At 49.9% G+C, this 17,195-nt stretch carries 11 protein-coding genes; 7 read left to right on the top strand and 4 right to left on the bottom strand.

Annotation, left to right across the window (positions count from 1 at the left end):
- Window positions 1–239: 239 nt before the first annotated feature.
- The 4 genes from J0X00_RS01710 (at window position 240) to J0X00_RS01695 (ending at window position 6,164) form a co-directional block, all read left to right on the top strand.
- Window positions 240–2,126: a methyl-accepting chemotaxis protein gene (locus J0X00_RS01710; RefSeq protein WP_218561611.1), complete on the top strand. Its 1,887-nt coding sequence runs from the start codon at window positions 240–242 to the stop codon at window positions 2,124–2,126.
- A gap of 284 nt (window positions 2,127–2,410) precedes the next feature.
- The gene (locus J0X00_RS01705; RefSeq protein WP_136483695.1) at window positions 2,411–3,145 is read left to right on the top strand and encodes an IclR family transcriptional regulator; all 735 of its coding nucleotides are present in this window, start codon (window positions 2,411–2,413) and stop codon (window positions 3,143–3,145) included.
- A 6-nt stretch (window positions 3,146–3,151) separates the two neighbouring features.
- Window positions 3,152–3,988 (top strand): arginase, encoded by an 837-nt coding sequence (locus tag J0X00_RS01700; RefSeq protein WP_282476837.1) that lies wholly within the window; start codon window positions 3,152–3,154, stop codon window positions 3,986–3,988.
- 298 nt (window positions 3,989–4,286) lie between these two features.
- Window positions 4,287–6,164 carry a PhoX family phosphatase gene (locus J0X00_RS01695; RefSeq protein WP_282476836.1) on the top strand — a complete coding sequence of 626 codons (1,878 nt, stop codon included), beginning with the start codon at window positions 4,287–4,289 and terminating at the stop codon, window positions 6,162–6,164.
- A 120-nt stretch (window positions 6,165–6,284) separates the two neighbouring features.
- Here J0X00_RS01695 and J0X00_RS01690 read toward each other — a convergent pair whose 3' ends face one another.
- The 3 genes from J0X00_RS01690 to glgX form a co-directional block, all read right to left on the bottom strand.
- Window positions 6,285–6,989 carry a DUF445 domain-containing protein gene (locus J0X00_RS01690; protein ID WP_282476835.1) on the bottom strand — a complete coding sequence of 235 codons (705 nt, stop codon included), beginning with the start codon at window positions 6,987–6,989 and terminating at the stop codon, window positions 6,285–6,287.
- Between the two features lie 119 nt (window positions 6,990–7,108).
- Entirely contained in the window at window positions 7,109–8,959 is a 1,851-nt protein-coding gene (locus tag J0X00_RS01685) for an ABC transporter ATP-binding protein (RefSeq protein ID WP_282476834.1), read from the bottom strand.
- A gap of 273 nt (window positions 8,960–9,232) precedes the next feature.
- Window positions 9,233–11,233 carry a glycogen debranching protein GlgX gene (gene glgX / locus J0X00_RS01680; protein WP_282477016.1) on the bottom strand — a complete coding sequence of 667 codons (2,001 nt, stop codon included), beginning with the start codon at window positions 11,231–11,233 and terminating at the stop codon, window positions 9,233–9,235.
- Between the two features lie 454 nt (window positions 11,234–11,687).
- On the opposite strand from glgX, the gene J0X00_RS01675 reads away from it, so the two are divergent.
- The 3 genes from J0X00_RS01675 (at window position 11,688) to J0X00_RS01665 (ending at window position 15,363) form a co-directional block, all read left to right on the top strand.
- Window positions 11,688–12,998, top strand: coding sequence for a maltoporin (locus tag J0X00_RS01675; RefSeq protein WP_136483989.1), 1,311 nt, complete (start codon window positions 11,688–11,690; stop codon window positions 12,996–12,998).
- 96 nt (window positions 12,999–13,094) lie between these two features.
- Complete coding sequence (locus tag J0X00_RS01670) at window positions 13,095–13,913, top strand: MalM family protein (RefSeq protein ID WP_136483700.1); 819 nt, start codon at window positions 13,095–13,097, stop codon at window positions 13,911–13,913.
- A 283-nt stretch (window positions 13,914–14,196) separates the two neighbouring features.
- Complete coding sequence (locus J0X00_RS01665; protein WP_282476833.1) at window positions 14,197–15,363, top strand: tetratricopeptide repeat protein; 1,167 nt, start codon at window positions 14,197–14,199, stop codon at window positions 15,361–15,363.
- 264 nt (window positions 15,364–15,627) lie between these two features.
- Here the strand turns inward: J0X00_RS01665 and sstT are convergent, their stop codons facing one another.
- On the bottom strand, window positions 15,628–16,845 hold the full coding sequence (gene sstT, locus J0X00_RS01660; protein WP_136483702.1) for a serine/threonine transporter SstT: 1,218 nt from the start codon (window positions 16,843–16,845) through the stop codon (window positions 15,628–15,630).
- Between the last annotated feature and the right edge of the window lie 350 nt (window positions 16,846–17,195).

Here is a 17,195-nt window from a genome sequence, read left to right as displayed (position 1 = left end):
AGGGAGCTTTTGCTCCCTTTTTTCTAATCTCACTTTCGAGGGGAGATACTTTAGCGTAGTAATATCGGCTGATTTTTTACAGAATGAAATGCAGATTAGATTTTAGGTCTGGCAACGTAAAGTAATTGCCCGATTCGTAAGCCAGATCTAATTGGCATCAATTCCAAAAAACTATAATTTTATTCGTTATTAGAGCGACTTTGTTGATCAGGTTAAACAGGATGCAAACGGGATAGTCTATGTTCAAAAATCTTTCTTTAAAAAATAAACTGGCCATTTCGGCCAGTGCTGCGATTGTCATCGGCAGTGTTCTGGTGGAAACGTTATCGTTTAACGCTTCACTTCAGCGACTCGATGTTGAAATGGAGCAGCGTTTGCAAAGCACCACGGCGTCTTACAACCAGTATGTGACCGACTGGCTGGAATCCAAGCAGTTGGCTTTGACGTCGTTGTCTGAGGAGATGCAATCGGATGCGATAGTGACACACTTGAAGCAGCTCAGGCATGCTGCCGGGTTTGACAATGTCTTTCTCGCCTATCCTGATGGTTCGCAGCAAAATGCCAATGGTGTGACCTTACCGCCAGATAATAACGACCCGCGTAAATGGGGTTGGTATATCAATGCGAAGGCCAATCCGCAGCAGGTGTATATGGACAATCCTACGGTAGCGGCTGCAACCGGAGCCAATGTGGTTTCTTTAGGGAAAGCCATGCAGCTGCATGGCCAGTCGCTGGTGTTGGGAGCTGATGTGGAGATTACTGATATTCTCAACAGCATGCAGCAGGTTATTTTACCGGGCTCAGGCTATATGTTTATTGCCAATCAGCAGGGTAATATTTTTACTCATTCTGATCCTAGCCTGCTCAATCGCAGTGTTGCTGAGCTTGGTCTCTCTTTTGCCGATATTCAGCGTGCGCAGAACTCAGGGGAAGATATTCAGGTTGAGATCAACGGCGAAACCTATGTTCTGTATGCCAAGGCGATTGCCGGCAGTCAGCTCAGTACGGTGATTGTGATTAATTACCACTCACTGGTTTCCCCTCTGTTTGATGCATTGTGGGGCCAGCTACTGGCGACACTTATCGTGGTGGTGGTCTGTATTGTACTGTTTAACCTGCTGTGTAATGTCTTGTTCCGGCCACTTAAGAATGTCGCCCAGGCACTGGAGCAAATTGCCAACGGTAGCGGTGACCTGACCCAGCGGATTGAGGTCGAAAATAACGATGAGGTTGGCAAGCTGGCTTATAGTTTTAATACCTTTGTGGCCAGTTTACAGCAGTTGATCGGTCATATTCGCCATCAGTCACAGCAGTTAAGTGGCCAGGCTGAACACAGCGCGCAGCGCGCCAATCAGTCCGCTGCGGAGCTTGGCACCCAGCAGCAGGAAATTACTATGGTGGCCACTGCAGTGACGGAGATGGCGTCGGCTACTCAGGAGATCGCCTCTCACGCAGAGCAGACTGCGCACGCGGCGCAGAATTCCTCTACCAGTACCAGTAATGGCCGCACTCTGGTGCAAAATACCCGCGCGTCGATCAGTAATCTGGCACAGGAAGTGGGTCAGGCTGGAGAGGTGATTGTCGCTCTCAATCAGCATGCTCAGGATATTTCTGCTGTGCTGGCGACGATTCAGGGTATCGCCGAGCAAACTAATCTGCTGGCACTCAACGCTGCCATCGAGGCTGCTCGTGCCGGAGAGCAGGGGCGAGGATTTGCTGTGGTCGCTGATGAAGTACGGGTGTTGTCGCAACGCACTCATACTTCGACCGAAGAGATTAAGTCGACAATAGATACGCTTCAGGCGACGACCGGACGTGCGGTGACCATGATGCAAAGCAGTTCTGACCTGGCGGTCAGTTCAGTCGAGGATGCCGATAAAGCTGCGCATGCGCTGGAAGAGATCAACGCCGCAGTCGCGTTAATCAGCGATATGGCGACGCAAATTGCCACCGCTGCAGAAGAGCAGACTCATGTCACCAGCGAAATTACTCAGAATATTACCGCGATTAAGGATGTGACTGAGCAGTTAGCTGAAGGCGCCAGCGATAGCTTGAATCAATCAAATGATCTGCGTCATCAGGCGGCAGAACTGAGCGCGAAAGTGGCGACGTTTAAGTTGGCCTGATTAGCGGTTCCTTCTGTGCAACGGATACCGCCTGGCGTGACCCGTTCAAAAAGCGATGCATTAGCGTCGCTTTTTTTATCGCTGCAAAACGCGGATGTGCTGTCACTTTACACCGATATTGCATGCTTGTTGTTCGTTTGAATCTGGCGCAGACTCGGCAAAAAACAATCCAATTTTATGGATATTCCCACCAGATGAGAATACAATGCTTTAATTAAAATTAAATTCTCGCTATATAGGAATTCAGGTTTGAGCTTATCAAGGATAAAGGCTAAAACATCGTTATGAAAGAAACAAAGCTCACTGCGAATCAGGTTAACGAAAAATCACTGCAGCTGCTGATGCAGGTTGCGGTAAATGATGAACCGGTATCAGCCAAAGTATTAAGCGAGCAACTCCAGGTTCCTTTGAGCAGCCTCTATCGGCATCTCAAATTGCTTAAAGAGTGGAACCTCATTGAGGAAAGCCCGCATGACAAGACACTGATTATTGGTCCTGCCGCGTTATTACTGATGCGCAGTTACGAAACCAGTCAGCATAATTTAGATGCGGTTGATGCGGTTTTAAGCCGGCTGCAGAAGCAGACGGGAGAAATGGCAGCCTACATGGTTCCGGTCGGTTACCGGGCTTTGTGTGTCAGCCAGAAAGAAAGTATGCAGGCGCTTCGATGCAGCTTCGTCCAGGGTCAAAGTCAACCCCTGCTTCGTGGCGCCTCATCCAAAGTCATGTTGGCGTATATGCCGGCGCAGCGTTGTGAAAAGATCCTGCGCTATTTCGGCGAAGAGCACCAGATGGAAAAGTGGCAAGCCGAACTGGAAAAAATACGCCGCCATGGTTATGCCGTGAGTGAGTCTGAAATTGATACCGGGGTATCTGGTATCAGCGCTCCGGTGATGAAAGGGAGTAAATTGATTGGTGCGATCTCTGTGATGGCTCCGGTACACCGGGTTGAGACTCACAAGCAACGGATCATTTTACATGTGTTGCAGGCCGCGAGAGCGTTGCCACCGGAAAGGTAATTCATCATGTTAAGCTTATTCAAACGTTACCGATTGAGCCGCAGTGCGGTTCCACACATTTCGGCTTTTACCTTTATGACCGTATGTGAACGCGTGAAACCCATGTCTCGCGTTGAGTTTGAATTTGCCCAGCATAGCCTTGAGTTATCATCAGAGTGGCTTTATCAGCAGCAGAGCAACCCTAACTATGCCGATGCAGGCCACATAGTGATTGAAGACAAAGCGGATTTCCGCTTTGAGGATCTGATAAGCCGCAATCTGGCACTGAGTTCGGTGCCTGTAGTACTGGCCAACTGCCATGAAGTGCTGCTGAAAGCCTTACCTGTGATTGTGCTGGATAATGATGAAGTTGGCATTATTCATATTGGTCACGAGCTTGCCTTAAAACAGAGCCTGGAACCTCAGGTTGGCTCAGTGTTTCACTTTGCTCTGTCGCGTTTTGCCAATGTACGTCTGTTTTACATGGGGATAGACCCCGAGCGTGTAGCTGGTCCGATGCTGGAATATGCCGAAGATCTGGGTTGTAACTGGGTGACGCATCAGGAGTCTCAGTTCCGTCATCGCAGTCAGCTCAAAACCCAGCTCAACCATTATATGCAGCACTGTGACCAACTGGTGCTCAATATTGATTTGGCTTCTCTGGTGCCGGGACGCAGTCTGGATGACCATGCGGTGTTGGACCTGCAAATGGTATTACGGGTGGTTCGACACGCAGTATTATCCGGTAAGGTGCGTATGATCCAACTGGTCGGGGCCAAAGATAAGCTTATCTACTCCAAACAGACCAAAGCAATTGTCGATGAGTTGTGTGCTCTGTCGGCGGAAGTTACTGTTAGCGAATAACACCACCTATCCAACGCCACCCTGGGGTGGCGTTTTTACTTCATCTCTTTTTGCTTTAAGAGAAAGTCCCTGTTTATTAAGAAAAATATCTATAAGGTCGCATGGCCCGTCTCGCTATCGCTGCGAATTTTTTCACCCTGGCTTGTCATTATTTAGCAATATATCTTTCACTTAAGCGTCATTTATTGCCGCTAAGCTCCTGCCATCATCAAATTGCATTGATGCAACATAAGACTAATTTGCGCAAACAAACATAACGACTGCGCAACTATAAATCACGAAAGTAAGGAGCAACCCTATGTGGAACCGTGATGAGCAAGATTCACAGTTTAGCGCAATGATTGACGCGCGTTTATCACGCCGTCGTTTTCTGACTGGTACTGCCGCCGCTGGTGCGGGCGCTTTTTTGTCTCTGAACCCGGTTGCTAAAGCGATGGCTGCCCAGCCTCAGTCTTCATTACTCAACTTCGAGCCGGTACCCGCATCCACGTCTGATACCCTGGTGGTACCAAAAGGCTATAAAGCGACACCACTGATGTCGTGGGGTGATCCTATCTTCGCTAATGCACCAGAATTTGATCCAAGCGGTAAACAGGACTCCCGTGCCCAGGCGCAGCAGTTTGGTGATAACACCGATGGTATGAGCCTGTTCCCAATCAGCGACGACCGCGCGGTACTGGCCATCAATAACGAATACACCAACTACGAGTACCTGTTCGCTCATCAGGGTAAGGCGATGAGCGCCGATGATGTGCGCAAAGCCCAGGCAGCAGTGGGTATCACCATCGTGGAGATCGTACGTAGCAACGGTCAATGGAGCATTGATCGCTCAGGCAAGCGTAACCGCCGTATCACCGCCAATACGCCGATGCAGCTAACGGGGCCGGCTGCCGGACATGACATGCTGAAAACCCAAGCGGATCCTAAAGGTGTCCTGGCTTTAGGAACGTTTAACAACTGTTCAAATGGTCAGACGCCTTGGGGCACTTACCTGACCTGTGAAGAGAACTTTGATGATTTCTTTGGCGCCAGTCAGGAAGCATCCGTCACGGCGGATCAGAAGCGCTACGGCATTGAAGCCAAACCAAACGACTATCAGTGGTATGTCCACGATGAACGTTTTGATATTACCAAGAACCCGAATGAAGCTAACCGCTTTGGCTGGATTGTAGAAATCGACCCGCATAACCCGGATTCCACGCCAATGAAGCGTACGGCGTTGGGCCGGTTCAAGCATGAAAACGCCGCGTTCACCCTCAACAGCGATGGTCATGCTGTCGTTTATTTGGGCGATGATGAACGTGGTGAGCACCTGTACCGCTTTGTGTCTAAAAATCGTTATCAGGAAGGTAATGATGCGGCTAACCGCGCTCTGCTGGAAGAAGGCACGCTGTATGTCGCCAAATTTGAGATGGATGACAAGGAGCTCAAAGGCCAGGGCCACTGGATTGAGCTGACCTTTGGCAAAAATGGCCTGACGGCAGAAAATGGTTTTAACAACCAGGCTGAAGTGTTGATTTTTGCCCGCCGCGCCGCGACTCTGGTCGGTGCGACGACCATGGACCGTCCTGAGTGGGTGGCGATTCACCCGGACAACAAGCATGTATTCTGTACCCTGACCAACAACAAAAACCGTGGTGTGAAAGATGGCCAGCCAGTTGGCGGACCGAACCCGCGTGCTGAGAACCATTACGGTCAGATCCTACGCTGGATGCCGGTCAATGGCGACCATAGGGCCGATATGTTTGCCTGGGATCTGTATCTGATTGCCGGTAACCCGACGGTTCATCATAGCGATTTGTATGCAGGTAGTGCCAATATCAGCGCTGAAAACATGTTTAACAGCCCGGATGGTATTGGTTTCGATCAATCAGGTCGCTTGTGGATTCAAACCGATGGTAACTACTCCAACAAGGGTGACTTTGCGGGGCAGGGTAACAACCAGATGTTATGCGGTGACCCGATCACGGGTGAAGTACAGCGTTTTCTGACCGGTCCGATTGCGTGCGAAATTACCGGCCTGACGTTCTCTCCGGATTACAAAACCATGTTTATTGGTGTGCAGCACCCGGGCGAAGACAATGCTCCGTCGCATTTCCCGGCTGGTGGGAATAGCAAACCCCGTTCTACGGTGATGATGATTACCCGCGAAGATGGCGGCGTGATTGGTGCATAACGGTGTGCCGGCGTAATCCGCTATCAAGCGTAACCTGAAGATGACAAAACAGAAATCCCGGCTCTGGCCGGGATTTCTGTTTACGCTTTGTTGATTTTCAGACTACTTTTATTGCGCAGATCAAGCAACAAAAGTGGACAAGATACCAATCACACCGCCAAAAATACCCCCCCAAACGACCAGCCAGCCCAGATGCTCTTTGATCATAGTCTGTACCATTTCTTTGACCAACTGCGGGGTTAACTCGCTCAGGCGCTGATCAATGATGTTCTCGATGTTGGTTTTAATTTCATTCAGCATCGCCGGTGATTCAAGCTGCTCTTTGAGCGCGTTTTTCACCGTATCACTCTGGCTGATATCAACCACGGCATCCTGCATTTTTTCGACAAACGGCTGTTTGAGCGGTTGCAGCGCTTCACGGCCGCCAAACATCGCCAGCATGGCGCCAAAGGAAGAGTTTTCAATCACTTCAACCAGAGAATCAAAGGTCGGGTTAAAGTCGATCTTAGCGATCACAGGTTCAAGATCGAGTGCTTTGTCGCCCGCCATTTCCTGATTGAGGAAACGGTCGATGTTGGCGTCACTGAAAAACTGCGTCATCATCAGCTGTTTAATCGCTGCTTTAAAGGCTTCGAAGCGGGCCGGAATCACCCCTGAGCCGTACAATCCGGGCACTTTTTCAAACAGCATATGAATGGCGAGCCAGTTAGTGATGGCACCGGAGAAGGCAAACAGACCGGCATACAGGGCCAGTCGATTGTCGAGAGCGTAGCCGCTCGCCAGCAAGACCAGCGCGACAAAATTGGTAATAAAGCTTTTATTCATAACAACGCATTCAGAGTGAAAAGAAAGAGAACTGAATTTTAAGAGAAAATGTCTGGCGGGAAAAGGGTCAGCGCATACACGCTGACCCGGGTTCTGGGTGAATTGCTGGCTGGCAGCGGTTAAGCGACTTCGCCTTCGGTCTCATCGCAGCCGATAAAGCCACCGGTCTGATGCGCCCATAATTGGGCGTAGATTCCATTTTGTTCAATCAACTGCTGGTGGGATCCCTGCTCAACGATGCGGCCCTGATCCAGGACAATCAAGCGATCCATGGCCGCGATGGTGGACAGGCGGTGGGCGATAGCAATCACGGTTTTGCCCTTCATCAGCTGATTGAGGCTTTCCTGTATCGCCGCTTCGACCTCAGAGTCAAGCGCTGAAGTGGCTTCATCCATGACCAGCAGCGGTGCATCTTTGAGCAATACCCGCGAAATGGCAATACGCTGACGTTGCCCGCCTGACAGTTTAACGCCACGCTCGCCGACTTGCGCATCATACCCAACATTACCGTAGGGGTCGGTCAGGGTCTCAATAAATTCGTGCGCATGTGCTTGTTTGGTGGCGCGCAGCAGGTCTGCCTCGCTGGCATCCGGATGGCTGTAGAGAATGTTGTCACGGATTGAGCGGTGCAGCAGAGAGGTATCCTGCGTCACCATACCTATCTGACGGCGCAGCGAATCCTGAGTAACGCCTGCAATGTTCTGACCATCAATGCGTATTTCACCACTTTCCACATCGTGGAAACGCAGCAGCAGATTAACCAGGGTCGACTTTCCAGCTCCGGAGCGGCCAACCAGGCCGACTTTTTCCCCGGGTTTGATGTGCAGGTTAAGGTGGTTGATAACCCCTTTGTTTTCGCCGTAATGGAAGCTGACGTCGTTAAACTCGATGCCGCCCTTTGATACATTCAATTCGCGTGCGCCGGGCTTGTCTTCGATACTGATTGGCTGGGACAGTGTTTTCATGCCATCGACCACGGTACCCATATTTTCAAACAGACCGCCCACTTCCCACATGATCCACTTCGACATACCGTTGATACGCAGTGCCAGACTGATGGCAATGGCAATCGCACCTACGCTGATGGCGCTGTGCATCCACAGATAAATCGAAATCGCAGCGATGGAAAATACCAGCATATAGTTGGCGATTTCCACCCAGATATTAAAGCCGGTCACCAGACGCATCTGGCGGTATACCGTATCGAGAAAACCCTCCATGCCTTCTTCGGCATACTGGGTTTCTCGCCGGCTGTGTGAAAACAGTTTTACGGTCGCAATATTGGTGTAGCTATCGACAATGCGTCCTGTCATGGTTGAGCGGGCGTCTGCCTGTTCAGCTGAGATTTTTTTCAATTTAGGCACAAAACGAACCTGAATGGCAATGTAGGCCACCAGCCACAATAGCATCGGCATCATCAGGCGCCAGTCTGCCTGAGCCAGCATGACCAGCATGGCGGTAAAGTAGACCGCGACATAGACAAACACATCCAGCGTTTTCATCACAGTTTCGCGCACTGCCAGCGCGGTTTGCATCACTTTGGTGGCGATGCGTCCGGCAAATTCATCCTGATAGAACGACAGGCTCTGTTTGAGCAGATAGCGGTGTGCCAGCCAGCGGATCGACATCGGATAGTTGCCGAGCATGGTCTGGTGAATCAGCATGGAATAAACCGAGACCAGTATCGGCATGCCAACCAACAGCAGGAGTGATAGTCCAATCAGGGTATTGCGATTATCCTGGAAAAAGGTTTCCGGATTGCTCGATGAAAGCCAGTCGACCAATTGACCCATAAAACCAAACAGCGACACTTCGATGATCGCTATGGTGGTGCTCATCAGCGCCATGACCAAGAGTGGCTTTTCGTAGCCTCGGGTGTAGTGGCGGCAGAATGCCCACAACGTATCCGGTGGACGTTGGGGCTCTTTTTTCGGGAAAGCCTGAGTAAAGCTTTCAAACAATTTATACATGAAACATCCTTCTAATTGTCCCGTAACGCGCTTCTGCTTGCCGGACAAGAATGGGCTCACAGTGACGGGGCAAGGGTTTGACGACCCGATGGCTTCGGCTGCCAGTATTATGCAACTGATTGTTTTTTGAGTCGTTACCAGTATAACCTGAATCCGTAGTTACGGGCAGAATTTAAGCGCATAGGCCGGGCTGATAACGGGCGATTTTGTCGCAGAGAATGACAACGCCCGGCTGGCGGGCGCTGTGCAAGGGGGGCAGATAATGTGCCGGCCTCAGGCTTTTTTAGCACCAGAGGCTGGATTTTTCTTAGCGTGCGTCTTGGGCTGATAATGTAAAATAGCCATTGATATCGGCAACTGCAGTACTTCACCTTCGGCATGCCCGGGCTGAACCTGACGCATGTTGGTATCGCAGATGATTTTCCAGTCCTGCTTACGATCATTGGGCAGAACAAATCGGGCCGGAGCGTTGGTCTGGTTAATCAAATACAGCAGTTCTTGGCCTTCTTCACCAATGCCGATGTGCAGTGCCACGCAGCTCAGCCGGTTCCAGTCGTCATGTTCCATCAATTGACCGTCGACACGACGCCAGAATATACGGTTAAAATTGCGCTCCTCACCACTGAAAGCGCGAATGAAAGGCACCATGTAAGTCTGACGGGCTGCGACCATCTCAGCCAGCCAGTTCTTGAAATAAGACTTACGCTCTGATGGTGTCCAGTCGAGCCAACTGATCTCGTTATCCTGACAATAGGCGTTGTTATTGCCCTTCTGGCTGTGGGACAGTACATCTGCGGTTAGAATATGCGGGATACCGAACGCAAACAGCAGGCTGGCCATAAAGTTGCGCTTTTGCCGCTCGCGGATAGTGCGGATAACCATGTTGTCGGTTTCACCTTCGACCCCATAATTATCTGAGCGGTTATCACCGTGACCGTCCCGGTTTTGCTCGCCGTTGGCTTCATTATGCTTGAGCTTGTATGACACCAAATCCTGCAGGGTAAAACCGTCATGATAAGTAATGTAGTTAACGGTCAGTTTATACGGCCAGTTGGCGGCACTGTATAAATCGCGCGATCCCATTAATCGGGTGGCGAACTCTTTCAGGTAGCCCTGATCACCACGCCAGAAACTGCGAGTAATATCGCGTAGTTTGTCGTTTGTCTCGTTCCAGCCAAATGGAAAGTTACCGACCTGATAGCCGTTGGGGCCGATATCCCAGGGTTCAGCGATGAGCTTGACCTGACGCAGTACCGGATCCTGAGCCACCGCTTTAAAGAAAGCGGCGTCACGACTGAAATCATCGCCGATACGGCCAAGAGTCGCCGCCAGATCAAAGCGAAAGCCGTCAACATGAAATTCACTAACCCAGTAGCGCAGTGTATCCATCACCAGGTTGAGTGATGCCTGATAAGAGAGATCTAAGGTATTACCGCAGCCGGTAAAATTAGCGTAATGCTTGCCATGTTTGAGGTAGTAGCTGGGATCAAGCGCTTTAAGGTTAAACACCGGGCCATCTTGACCACCTTCTGCAGTGTGGTTATAGACCACATCCAGAATGACCTCGATACCTTGCCTATGCAGCTCCCGGATGGTGGTTTTAAGTTCGGTGACGGCATCCTGACTGGCATAGCGCGGATCCGGCGCCATAAACAGATACGGGTTATAACCCCAGTAGTTAACCGTCTCCATCTCAAGTAAATGTGGCTCATGCATACATGCGGCAATCGGTAGCAGTTGCAGGGTATTGATCTGCTGCTGACGATAAAACTCCAGCATAGGTTCGCTGACAAGGCCAAGATAAGTGCCGCGCAGCGCACTATCGACTTGCGGGTGAAGTTTGGTCGCGCCTTTGACATGGGTTTCGAACAGGATCATTTCGTCGCGCGGACGATTGGGTTTCGCGACATCCTGCCAGTCAAAGTGACCATCCGTGACCACGCATTTGGCCAGAGAAAAACTATCGCGCAGTTGAAACGGAACTTTGTAAGTCAGGTTTTTGTCCAATGCTTTCGCATAGGGGTCGGAAATATAGAAAAGTTCTTCATCACTCTGGATTAAAAAGCCGTACCGTTGACCAGCCTGAATACCTTCGAGGTAAATGTGCTGAATCCCGGCGTGTTGGTCTGCAAAGGGATGAGTTTGGTAACTGCCGTCAGAGTTGAACAACGCCAGTAACAGGTTTTTGTTAGCCGGTGCATACACAGCGAAATTGCATCCATCTGGATCAAGTGTTGCACCTAAAGGGTAAGGGCGAGAACGAGTCGTTTTCATCATATCCAGTCGTTGTTGTTATTGGCGTAATATTAACCATCATTTTTTAAGTAAAAGGCTTTGGCCGTTCAAGGTCAAGAGCCTGGTCACATATTTTATAATGTAATTTTATTTCAGAAGTGCATGGCTAATGCGTTGAAATTGTGATCAAATATGCATTTTGTATTCCAGGATCCTGGAAGTTAATGATCTCCTCCGCCCCGAAATTCGTGATCAGCCCTAAAGAAAGACCATACCTGTAATTTTCTACGCCTTTCTACTCCCCCTTAATAATCTCAAGGGGTGGAGGAAGTGTGCCTGTCGGCCGTCAAGTAATCTGAGTTGCAGTTGAAACAAACGGGGTTTACCCCATCACCCTCTGACGTTAAACCCATCTTTTCTGCCTTTTAGAGACGTTTAGCCCGCCAGAGAGTGACGAAAATTCCGATAAAAACGACCCTAAATGGAGTTAATGATGAAAAAAGTAAGTGTAATCGCTGCCGCAGTGGCTGCTTCTCTGGCAGCAGGTTCCGCATTCGCAGTGGATTTTCATGGCTACATGCGTGCTGGTGTCGGTGTCAGCGCCGACGGTGGTCAACAAGTAACTTATGAGAAGAATAAAGTTGGTCGTCTGGGCAACGAAGGTGATATCTACGGCGAAGTTCAGCTGGGTCAGGAAGTCTACAACAACAACGGCAAAACGTTTTATGTTGACTCTATGGTTGCGATGACCTCTAACGGCTCGAATGACTGGGAAGGTACTGGTACTAACTGTGGTTTGAATGACGCAGGTGATGGTGTGGATTGTGTTGATGATGCTGAATTTGCGCTGCGTCAGTTCAACGTGCAGGCGAAAGGGGTACTGGGCTTTGCACCGGAAGCCACACTGTGGGCCGGTAAACGCTTCTACCAACGTCACGACATCCACATCAGTGACTTCTACTACTGGAACATTTCCGGTGCCGGTGCAGGTATTGAAGGTATCGAAACTGGTCCGGGTAAATTATCTCTGGCTTGGGTGCGTAGTGATCGCAACGACAATTTTAGTTTAGGTTCAAATAACCCAGGTGATACTCCGGATAGCGGCAACAGTGGCGGCGCTGTGAACGTGAATACGCTGGACGCGCGTTATGCAGGTATCCCTTTGTGGGACAACGGCTCACTGGAAGTCGGTGTGGATTACGCGATCGTAAATGAAACGGACAGCGCTTCTCAGGCTGCAAAAGATGCGAAAAACGGCGTGATGCTGACCGCTGAACTGACTCAGGGTCTGGCGAACGGTTTCAACAAAACGGTCGTCCAATACGGTACCGAAGGTTATTCTAAAACCATGGCCTTCTATGGTGACGGCAGCTGGTACGGTGCAGAAGCTAAGAGTGGCGCTGATGGTTACCGTTTGATCAACATGGGTGTGGTTGGCCTGGGTGACAGCTGGGAACTGGGTCACCAACTTGTGTATGGTGTTGGCCAGGACATGTGGGATGGTCAGGACAAATACGAAGCGATGTCCGTTGTGGTTCGTCCTGTTTACAAATGGGATGAGTACAATAAGACTATCTTTGAGGCAGGCTACGCAGTTGATGACAACGACGGAGACAAAAATAAATTTGGTAAGCTGACAGTGGCGCAAGCCTGGTCTGCCGGTTCAAGTTTCTGGGCTCGTCCTGAAATCCGTCTGTACGCGTCTTACCTGACTAACGATAACGATGGCGATTCCAACGTGTTCGATAATGGTACTTCTGATAATTCATTCCAGTTTGGTGTACAAGCCGAAGCTTGGTGGTAATTATCTGATTTTTAAAACTAATAAACTGTCCTAAACTAATACAGCCAGATAGACTCTGGCTGTATTTCTTTCAAGCAGATATTGAGGTAAACGTTAATGAGAAAATGGCTTACTCCCATATTGTTAGGGATGGTGGTGACCGGTTGTACATCCGTAGATCCTGTTGAAATGGATTCGCAGGGGGCGCAGCAAGTCATTACTCAGGCAGAACAGATCAGCTGGACTCCGCTCGCGGTGCCGGTGACGACTGAGTTTGCGCTCACCGAGAAAAGCCAGATTTTGCTGGATGGTCACAGTGCCGGCGCGATTGCGGGCTTTAAGATCCCGGGCAACCGCGGTAGCCTGGATATGCAGATCGAAACGTTTGTCAGCCAGGATATGCAGTTCTATGCACCAAATGTCGAGGTGCTGAACAGCAAGGGTGAGTCGATTTATCATGCAGATTTTGCCCAGTTTAAATATGTTCCGGCCAAGCTGCTCGACAACGACAAATTTGTTCTAGATTTCAACGTGATTCCTGACATGAGTGGTCAGGACTTGCACGTGCTGATTTACACCACTGCTGAGGATATCAAAGGCAGCAGTACCATCATGCATCCGGCCAAAGCGTTCGCGATTGCGCGTCATACTCAGCCGCCTGATATCGCCGACCCGCAAGCCAAGCACAGCTCATTAGGCCAATTTCGTTTGTCTGTGTCAGCCAACGATATCATCAATCGCAAGATTGTTAACCAGAACGACAATATACCACAGGGTACTGAGCTGACCGGGTATTACCACACCGCGATTGAGCGTTCGGTCGAAGCCAACGATATTCCCAAAGCATTGAGCTTACTCGATGAAGCCAAAGCACTGGGTATCCAGGGGGCTCAGGAAGTGTTTGTTAAAGCGGTGAATCGTAAATCGGCTCAGTGATTTTTTTCTGTCCACAGTGGGTGAACAGTTAATTGCGGTTCACCCTTAATTTGTTTGTCACTAGCCAGACACGTTGCGAGCCCCATGTGTCTGCGCTCAAATCCTATCTTCAATAAGATTGTCAGTACCGCGCTCTAATGGAGTGCGGTACTATGGTCATCTATCCTGCTGGGATGATATTACGCAGGCCTTCATTTACTCAGCACTGTTAGCGCATATCAGACTCAATCTTTTGGCGTTTCAGCCGATACAGTGCACAAAGTACAGATAAAGAATTAATTGTATGAATACCATAGGGATCGCGATTGGCGCGACAGGCTTATCACTGATACTGATTTTTGTCTGGATGATTTCACTTTCGGTGCGTAAAAAGCGCCTGGAAGCTGAGAAAAAAGCGCGTGAAGAAGCGTATCGTAAAGCGCTGGAGCGTCAGCGAGATCTGGAGCGTAAAGAGCGCCTGCAAAAAGCAGAGTCCGGCCATGTACCGACCATGCTGTTTCTGGCCAAAGAAGCGGAACGCAGCAATTTGCGCGAAGCTCTGTTCTGGTATGAAAAAGCGGCCCAGAGCGACAGCATTCCCGGCATGTATGGCATCGTAAGATTATGCCAACGGATGCGTGACGATGTGATTTTAAAAGAAAAAGCCAAGTTCTGGCAGAATTACCTCCGTGGTGTGGAAGGTGACAACGCCGCAAAGTATGAGGCAGGACGTGCACTGTTTCATGGTCGCGGTGTGGAGACAGATGTCACCAAAGGTATCGCTATCATTCAGGAAGCGGCTGAACAACACTATATCGACGCCATGTTGTTTATGGGCGAGTGGTGCGTGTCACACGATAATATAGCGCCAGCTCCGGGTGACTCGACTTACTGGTATTCCAAGGCAGCCAGCCTGCATAGCCTGGAAGGTATGATGAAACTGGGGATGAATTATATCAAAGGCGTCGGGGTAAGCAGTGATTTTGCCAAAGGTATTTACTGGCTTGAGCGGGCTTGTGAAAAAGGTCATGCTGAAGCCATGTATCATTGTGGTCAGGCTTGGATCGAACGTGGTGCTCACGGTAAAGCGAATGCCTACATCTGGTTGTTTCTGTCGGTATTATTCGGTTACGAACCTGCCAAGGCTCTGCGCGATCAGGTAGGCAGTCAGATAGGTGTGGATTCAGTGGTTGGTCTGCAGTCGCTGGCTAAGCCTTTGCAGAAGAAAATTGCCTCCGGTACGGTACGGAAACATTCCATTATCCGTGCGCTGAATAAACTGTATAAACGCGGTGTGCCGATACCCGATGTGGCGGATCCCAGTGAGGATACGCAAGAGCCCGGGCTGCACCGTGATGAGTTTGGCGTTGATGGCGAACTGCTCCAACCGACGCAGTTACCCGCGGATCAGACGGAAACGAAGCCGTCACCAGCAGTGAATTTTTCGCACACTCCGATGGACCGTTATTAGTACCTGAGAGCGCTTCCGGCTTATCGCCGACAGTAACTCTCTTTCAACAGTAACTGTCTTTCAACAATGACTCAGTTTCAACAATGACTCAGGCTAATTGTCGCCTGAGGTCATGACACCGTACCCTGTTTCATTCAGACGCCGATTACTGACCGTTGACCTTGATCAACGGTCAGTAGTGAGTACAAGCAGTGAGTACATAAGACAGATCAAAAATGCCCCGACACAGCGGGGCATTTTCATGTCTAACGAGCAGCTTAGTGATTAAGCAGCCGGTTTATGTTCTGAGTGACATACTGCTGCGGTAAACACAACGTCCGTCGAACTGTTTAGTGCAGTCTCTGCTGAGTCCTGAATCACGCCGATAATGAAACCGACACCGACAACCTGCATCGCAACTTCATTCGGGATACCAAACAGACCACAAGCCAGTGGGATCAGCAGCAGTGAACCACCTGCAACACCTGATGCGCCGCAGGCAGAAATTGCCGCAACCACGCTTAGCAGCAACGCTGTCATCAGGTCGATTTGAATACCCAGAGTATGCACTGCAGCCAGAGTCAGAACGGTAATCGTGATCGCTGCGCCGCCCATGTTGATGGTTGCACCCAGAGGAATCGATACAGAGTAGGTGTCTTCGTCCAGTTTCAGGCGTTCACACAGCGCCATGTTGACCGGAATGTTGGCTGCACTTGAACGGGTGAAGAACGCAGTTACACCGCTCTCACGCAGACACTGCAGAACCAACGGGTATGGATTGGTGCCTGTTTTGATGTAAACAATCAGCGGGTTTACGAGCAGGGCAATGATCAGCATTGCGCCAAGCAGAACCGCCAGCAGTTGCGCGTAGCCAGCCAGCGCGCTGAAACCTGTGGTCGCGAAGGTCGAAGAAACCAGGCCAAAAATACCAAATGGCGCGAGACGAATAATGAAACGCACGATTTGAGAGACGCCGTGGCTCAGATCTTCAAATACCGCTTTGGTGGTTGCAGAAGCATGGTGCAGCGCCAGACCAAGGCCGATAGCCCAGGCCAGAATACCGATGTAGTTAGCAGACATCAGGGCATTTACCGGGTTGTCGACCAGTTTGAATAGCAGAGTATGCAAAACTTCAGCAATGCCTTGTGGTGGCGTTGCCCCTTCAGCACCAGCCACCAGCGTCAAAGTGGTCGGGAACAGGAAGCTCAGTAATACAGCGGTCAGCGCTGCGGCAAAGGTTCCCAAAAGGTATAGAATGACGATCGGGCGCATAAAGGTATGCTGGTTTTTCTTTTGGTTGGCGATAGACGCGGCAACCAGAATAAACACCAGAATTGGTGCAACGGCTTTGAGTGCACCTACAAAAAGGCTTCCGAGTAAACCCGCGTTTTGTGCAGATTCCGGTGCGACGAGTGCCAGCAGGATACCAAGGATGATACCTGCCAGGATTTGCAGCACCAGGTTACCGCGCGCAAAACGGGCAAAAATATTGTTGCTTTGCATTAGTTATCCCTGAGATGAAAATAAAGTTCAGTTTGTAGTTATTTCAGTGAATATCACTGAAGGTAGCCAATATTAACGTCACGGGATAATGTGTCTAGGATTAATTGTTCGTTAGAACAAAAAATTACCGCTTATGTTGGATTGCAACACATTTTAGGATTTTTGTTAAATATTTGTAGTTGACTTGGTTGTGAGCGGATTGGTCAGGTATTTGGTGTGTTGAATTATTTTCAGACTATTGTACCGCTCTCAGAAAAGAGCGCAGTCCCTTGTTCTGACTGCTATGCGTCTGGTTTGTTATTGAGTGCGCAAAGCCAGCACCGAATGACCGTTTGGTTCCAAAAGCGAGT

The sequence above is a fragment of the Vibrio sp. ABG19 genome (assembly GCF_029962385.1).
Lineage (GTDB): Bacteria > Pseudomonadota > Gammaproteobacteria > Enterobacterales > Vibrionaceae > Vibrio > Vibrio ostreae.
This window is presented reverse-complemented; position numbering and strand designations above follow the sequence as displayed.

Coding starts and splice junctions, on each gene's coding strand:
- J0X00_RS01710 (WP_218561611.1), top strand. CDS start 240: ATGTTCAAAAATCTTTCTTTAAAAAATAAACTGGCCATTTCGGCCAGT.
- glgX (WP_282477016.1), bottom strand. CDS start 11,233: ATGAAAACGACTCGTTCTCGCCCTTACCCTTTAGGTGCAACACTTGAT.
- sstT (WP_136483702.1), bottom strand. CDS start 16,845: ATGCAAAGCAACAATATTTTTGCCCGTTTTGCGCGCGGTAACCTGGTG.
- J0X00_RS01665 (WP_282476833.1), top strand. CDS start 14,197: ATGAATACCATAGGGATCGCGATTGGCGCGACAGGCTTATCACTGATA.
- J0X00_RS01690 (WP_282476835.1), bottom strand. CDS start 6,989: ATGAATAAAAGCTTTATTACCAATTTTGTCGCGCTGGTCTTGCTGGCG.
- J0X00_RS01675 (WP_136483989.1), top strand. CDS start 11,688: ATGAAAAAAGTAAGTGTAATCGCTGCCGCAGTGGCTGCTTCTCTGGCA.
- J0X00_RS01705 (WP_136483695.1), top strand. CDS start 2,411: ATGAAAGAAACAAAGCTCACTGCGAATCAGGTTAACGAAAAATCACTG.
- J0X00_RS01670 (WP_136483700.1), top strand. CDS start 13,095: ATGAGAAAATGGCTTACTCCCATATTGTTAGGGATGGTGGTGACCGGT.
- J0X00_RS01700 (WP_282476837.1), top strand. CDS start 3,152: ATGTTAAGCTTATTCAAACGTTACCGATTGAGCCGCAGTGCGGTTCCA.
- J0X00_RS01695 (WP_282476836.1), top strand. CDS start 4,287: ATGTGGAACCGTGATGAGCAAGATTCACAGTTTAGCGCAATGATTGAC.
- J0X00_RS01685 (WP_282476834.1), bottom strand. CDS start 8,959: ATGTATAAATTGTTTGAAAGCTTTACTCAGGCTTTCCCGAAAAAAGAG.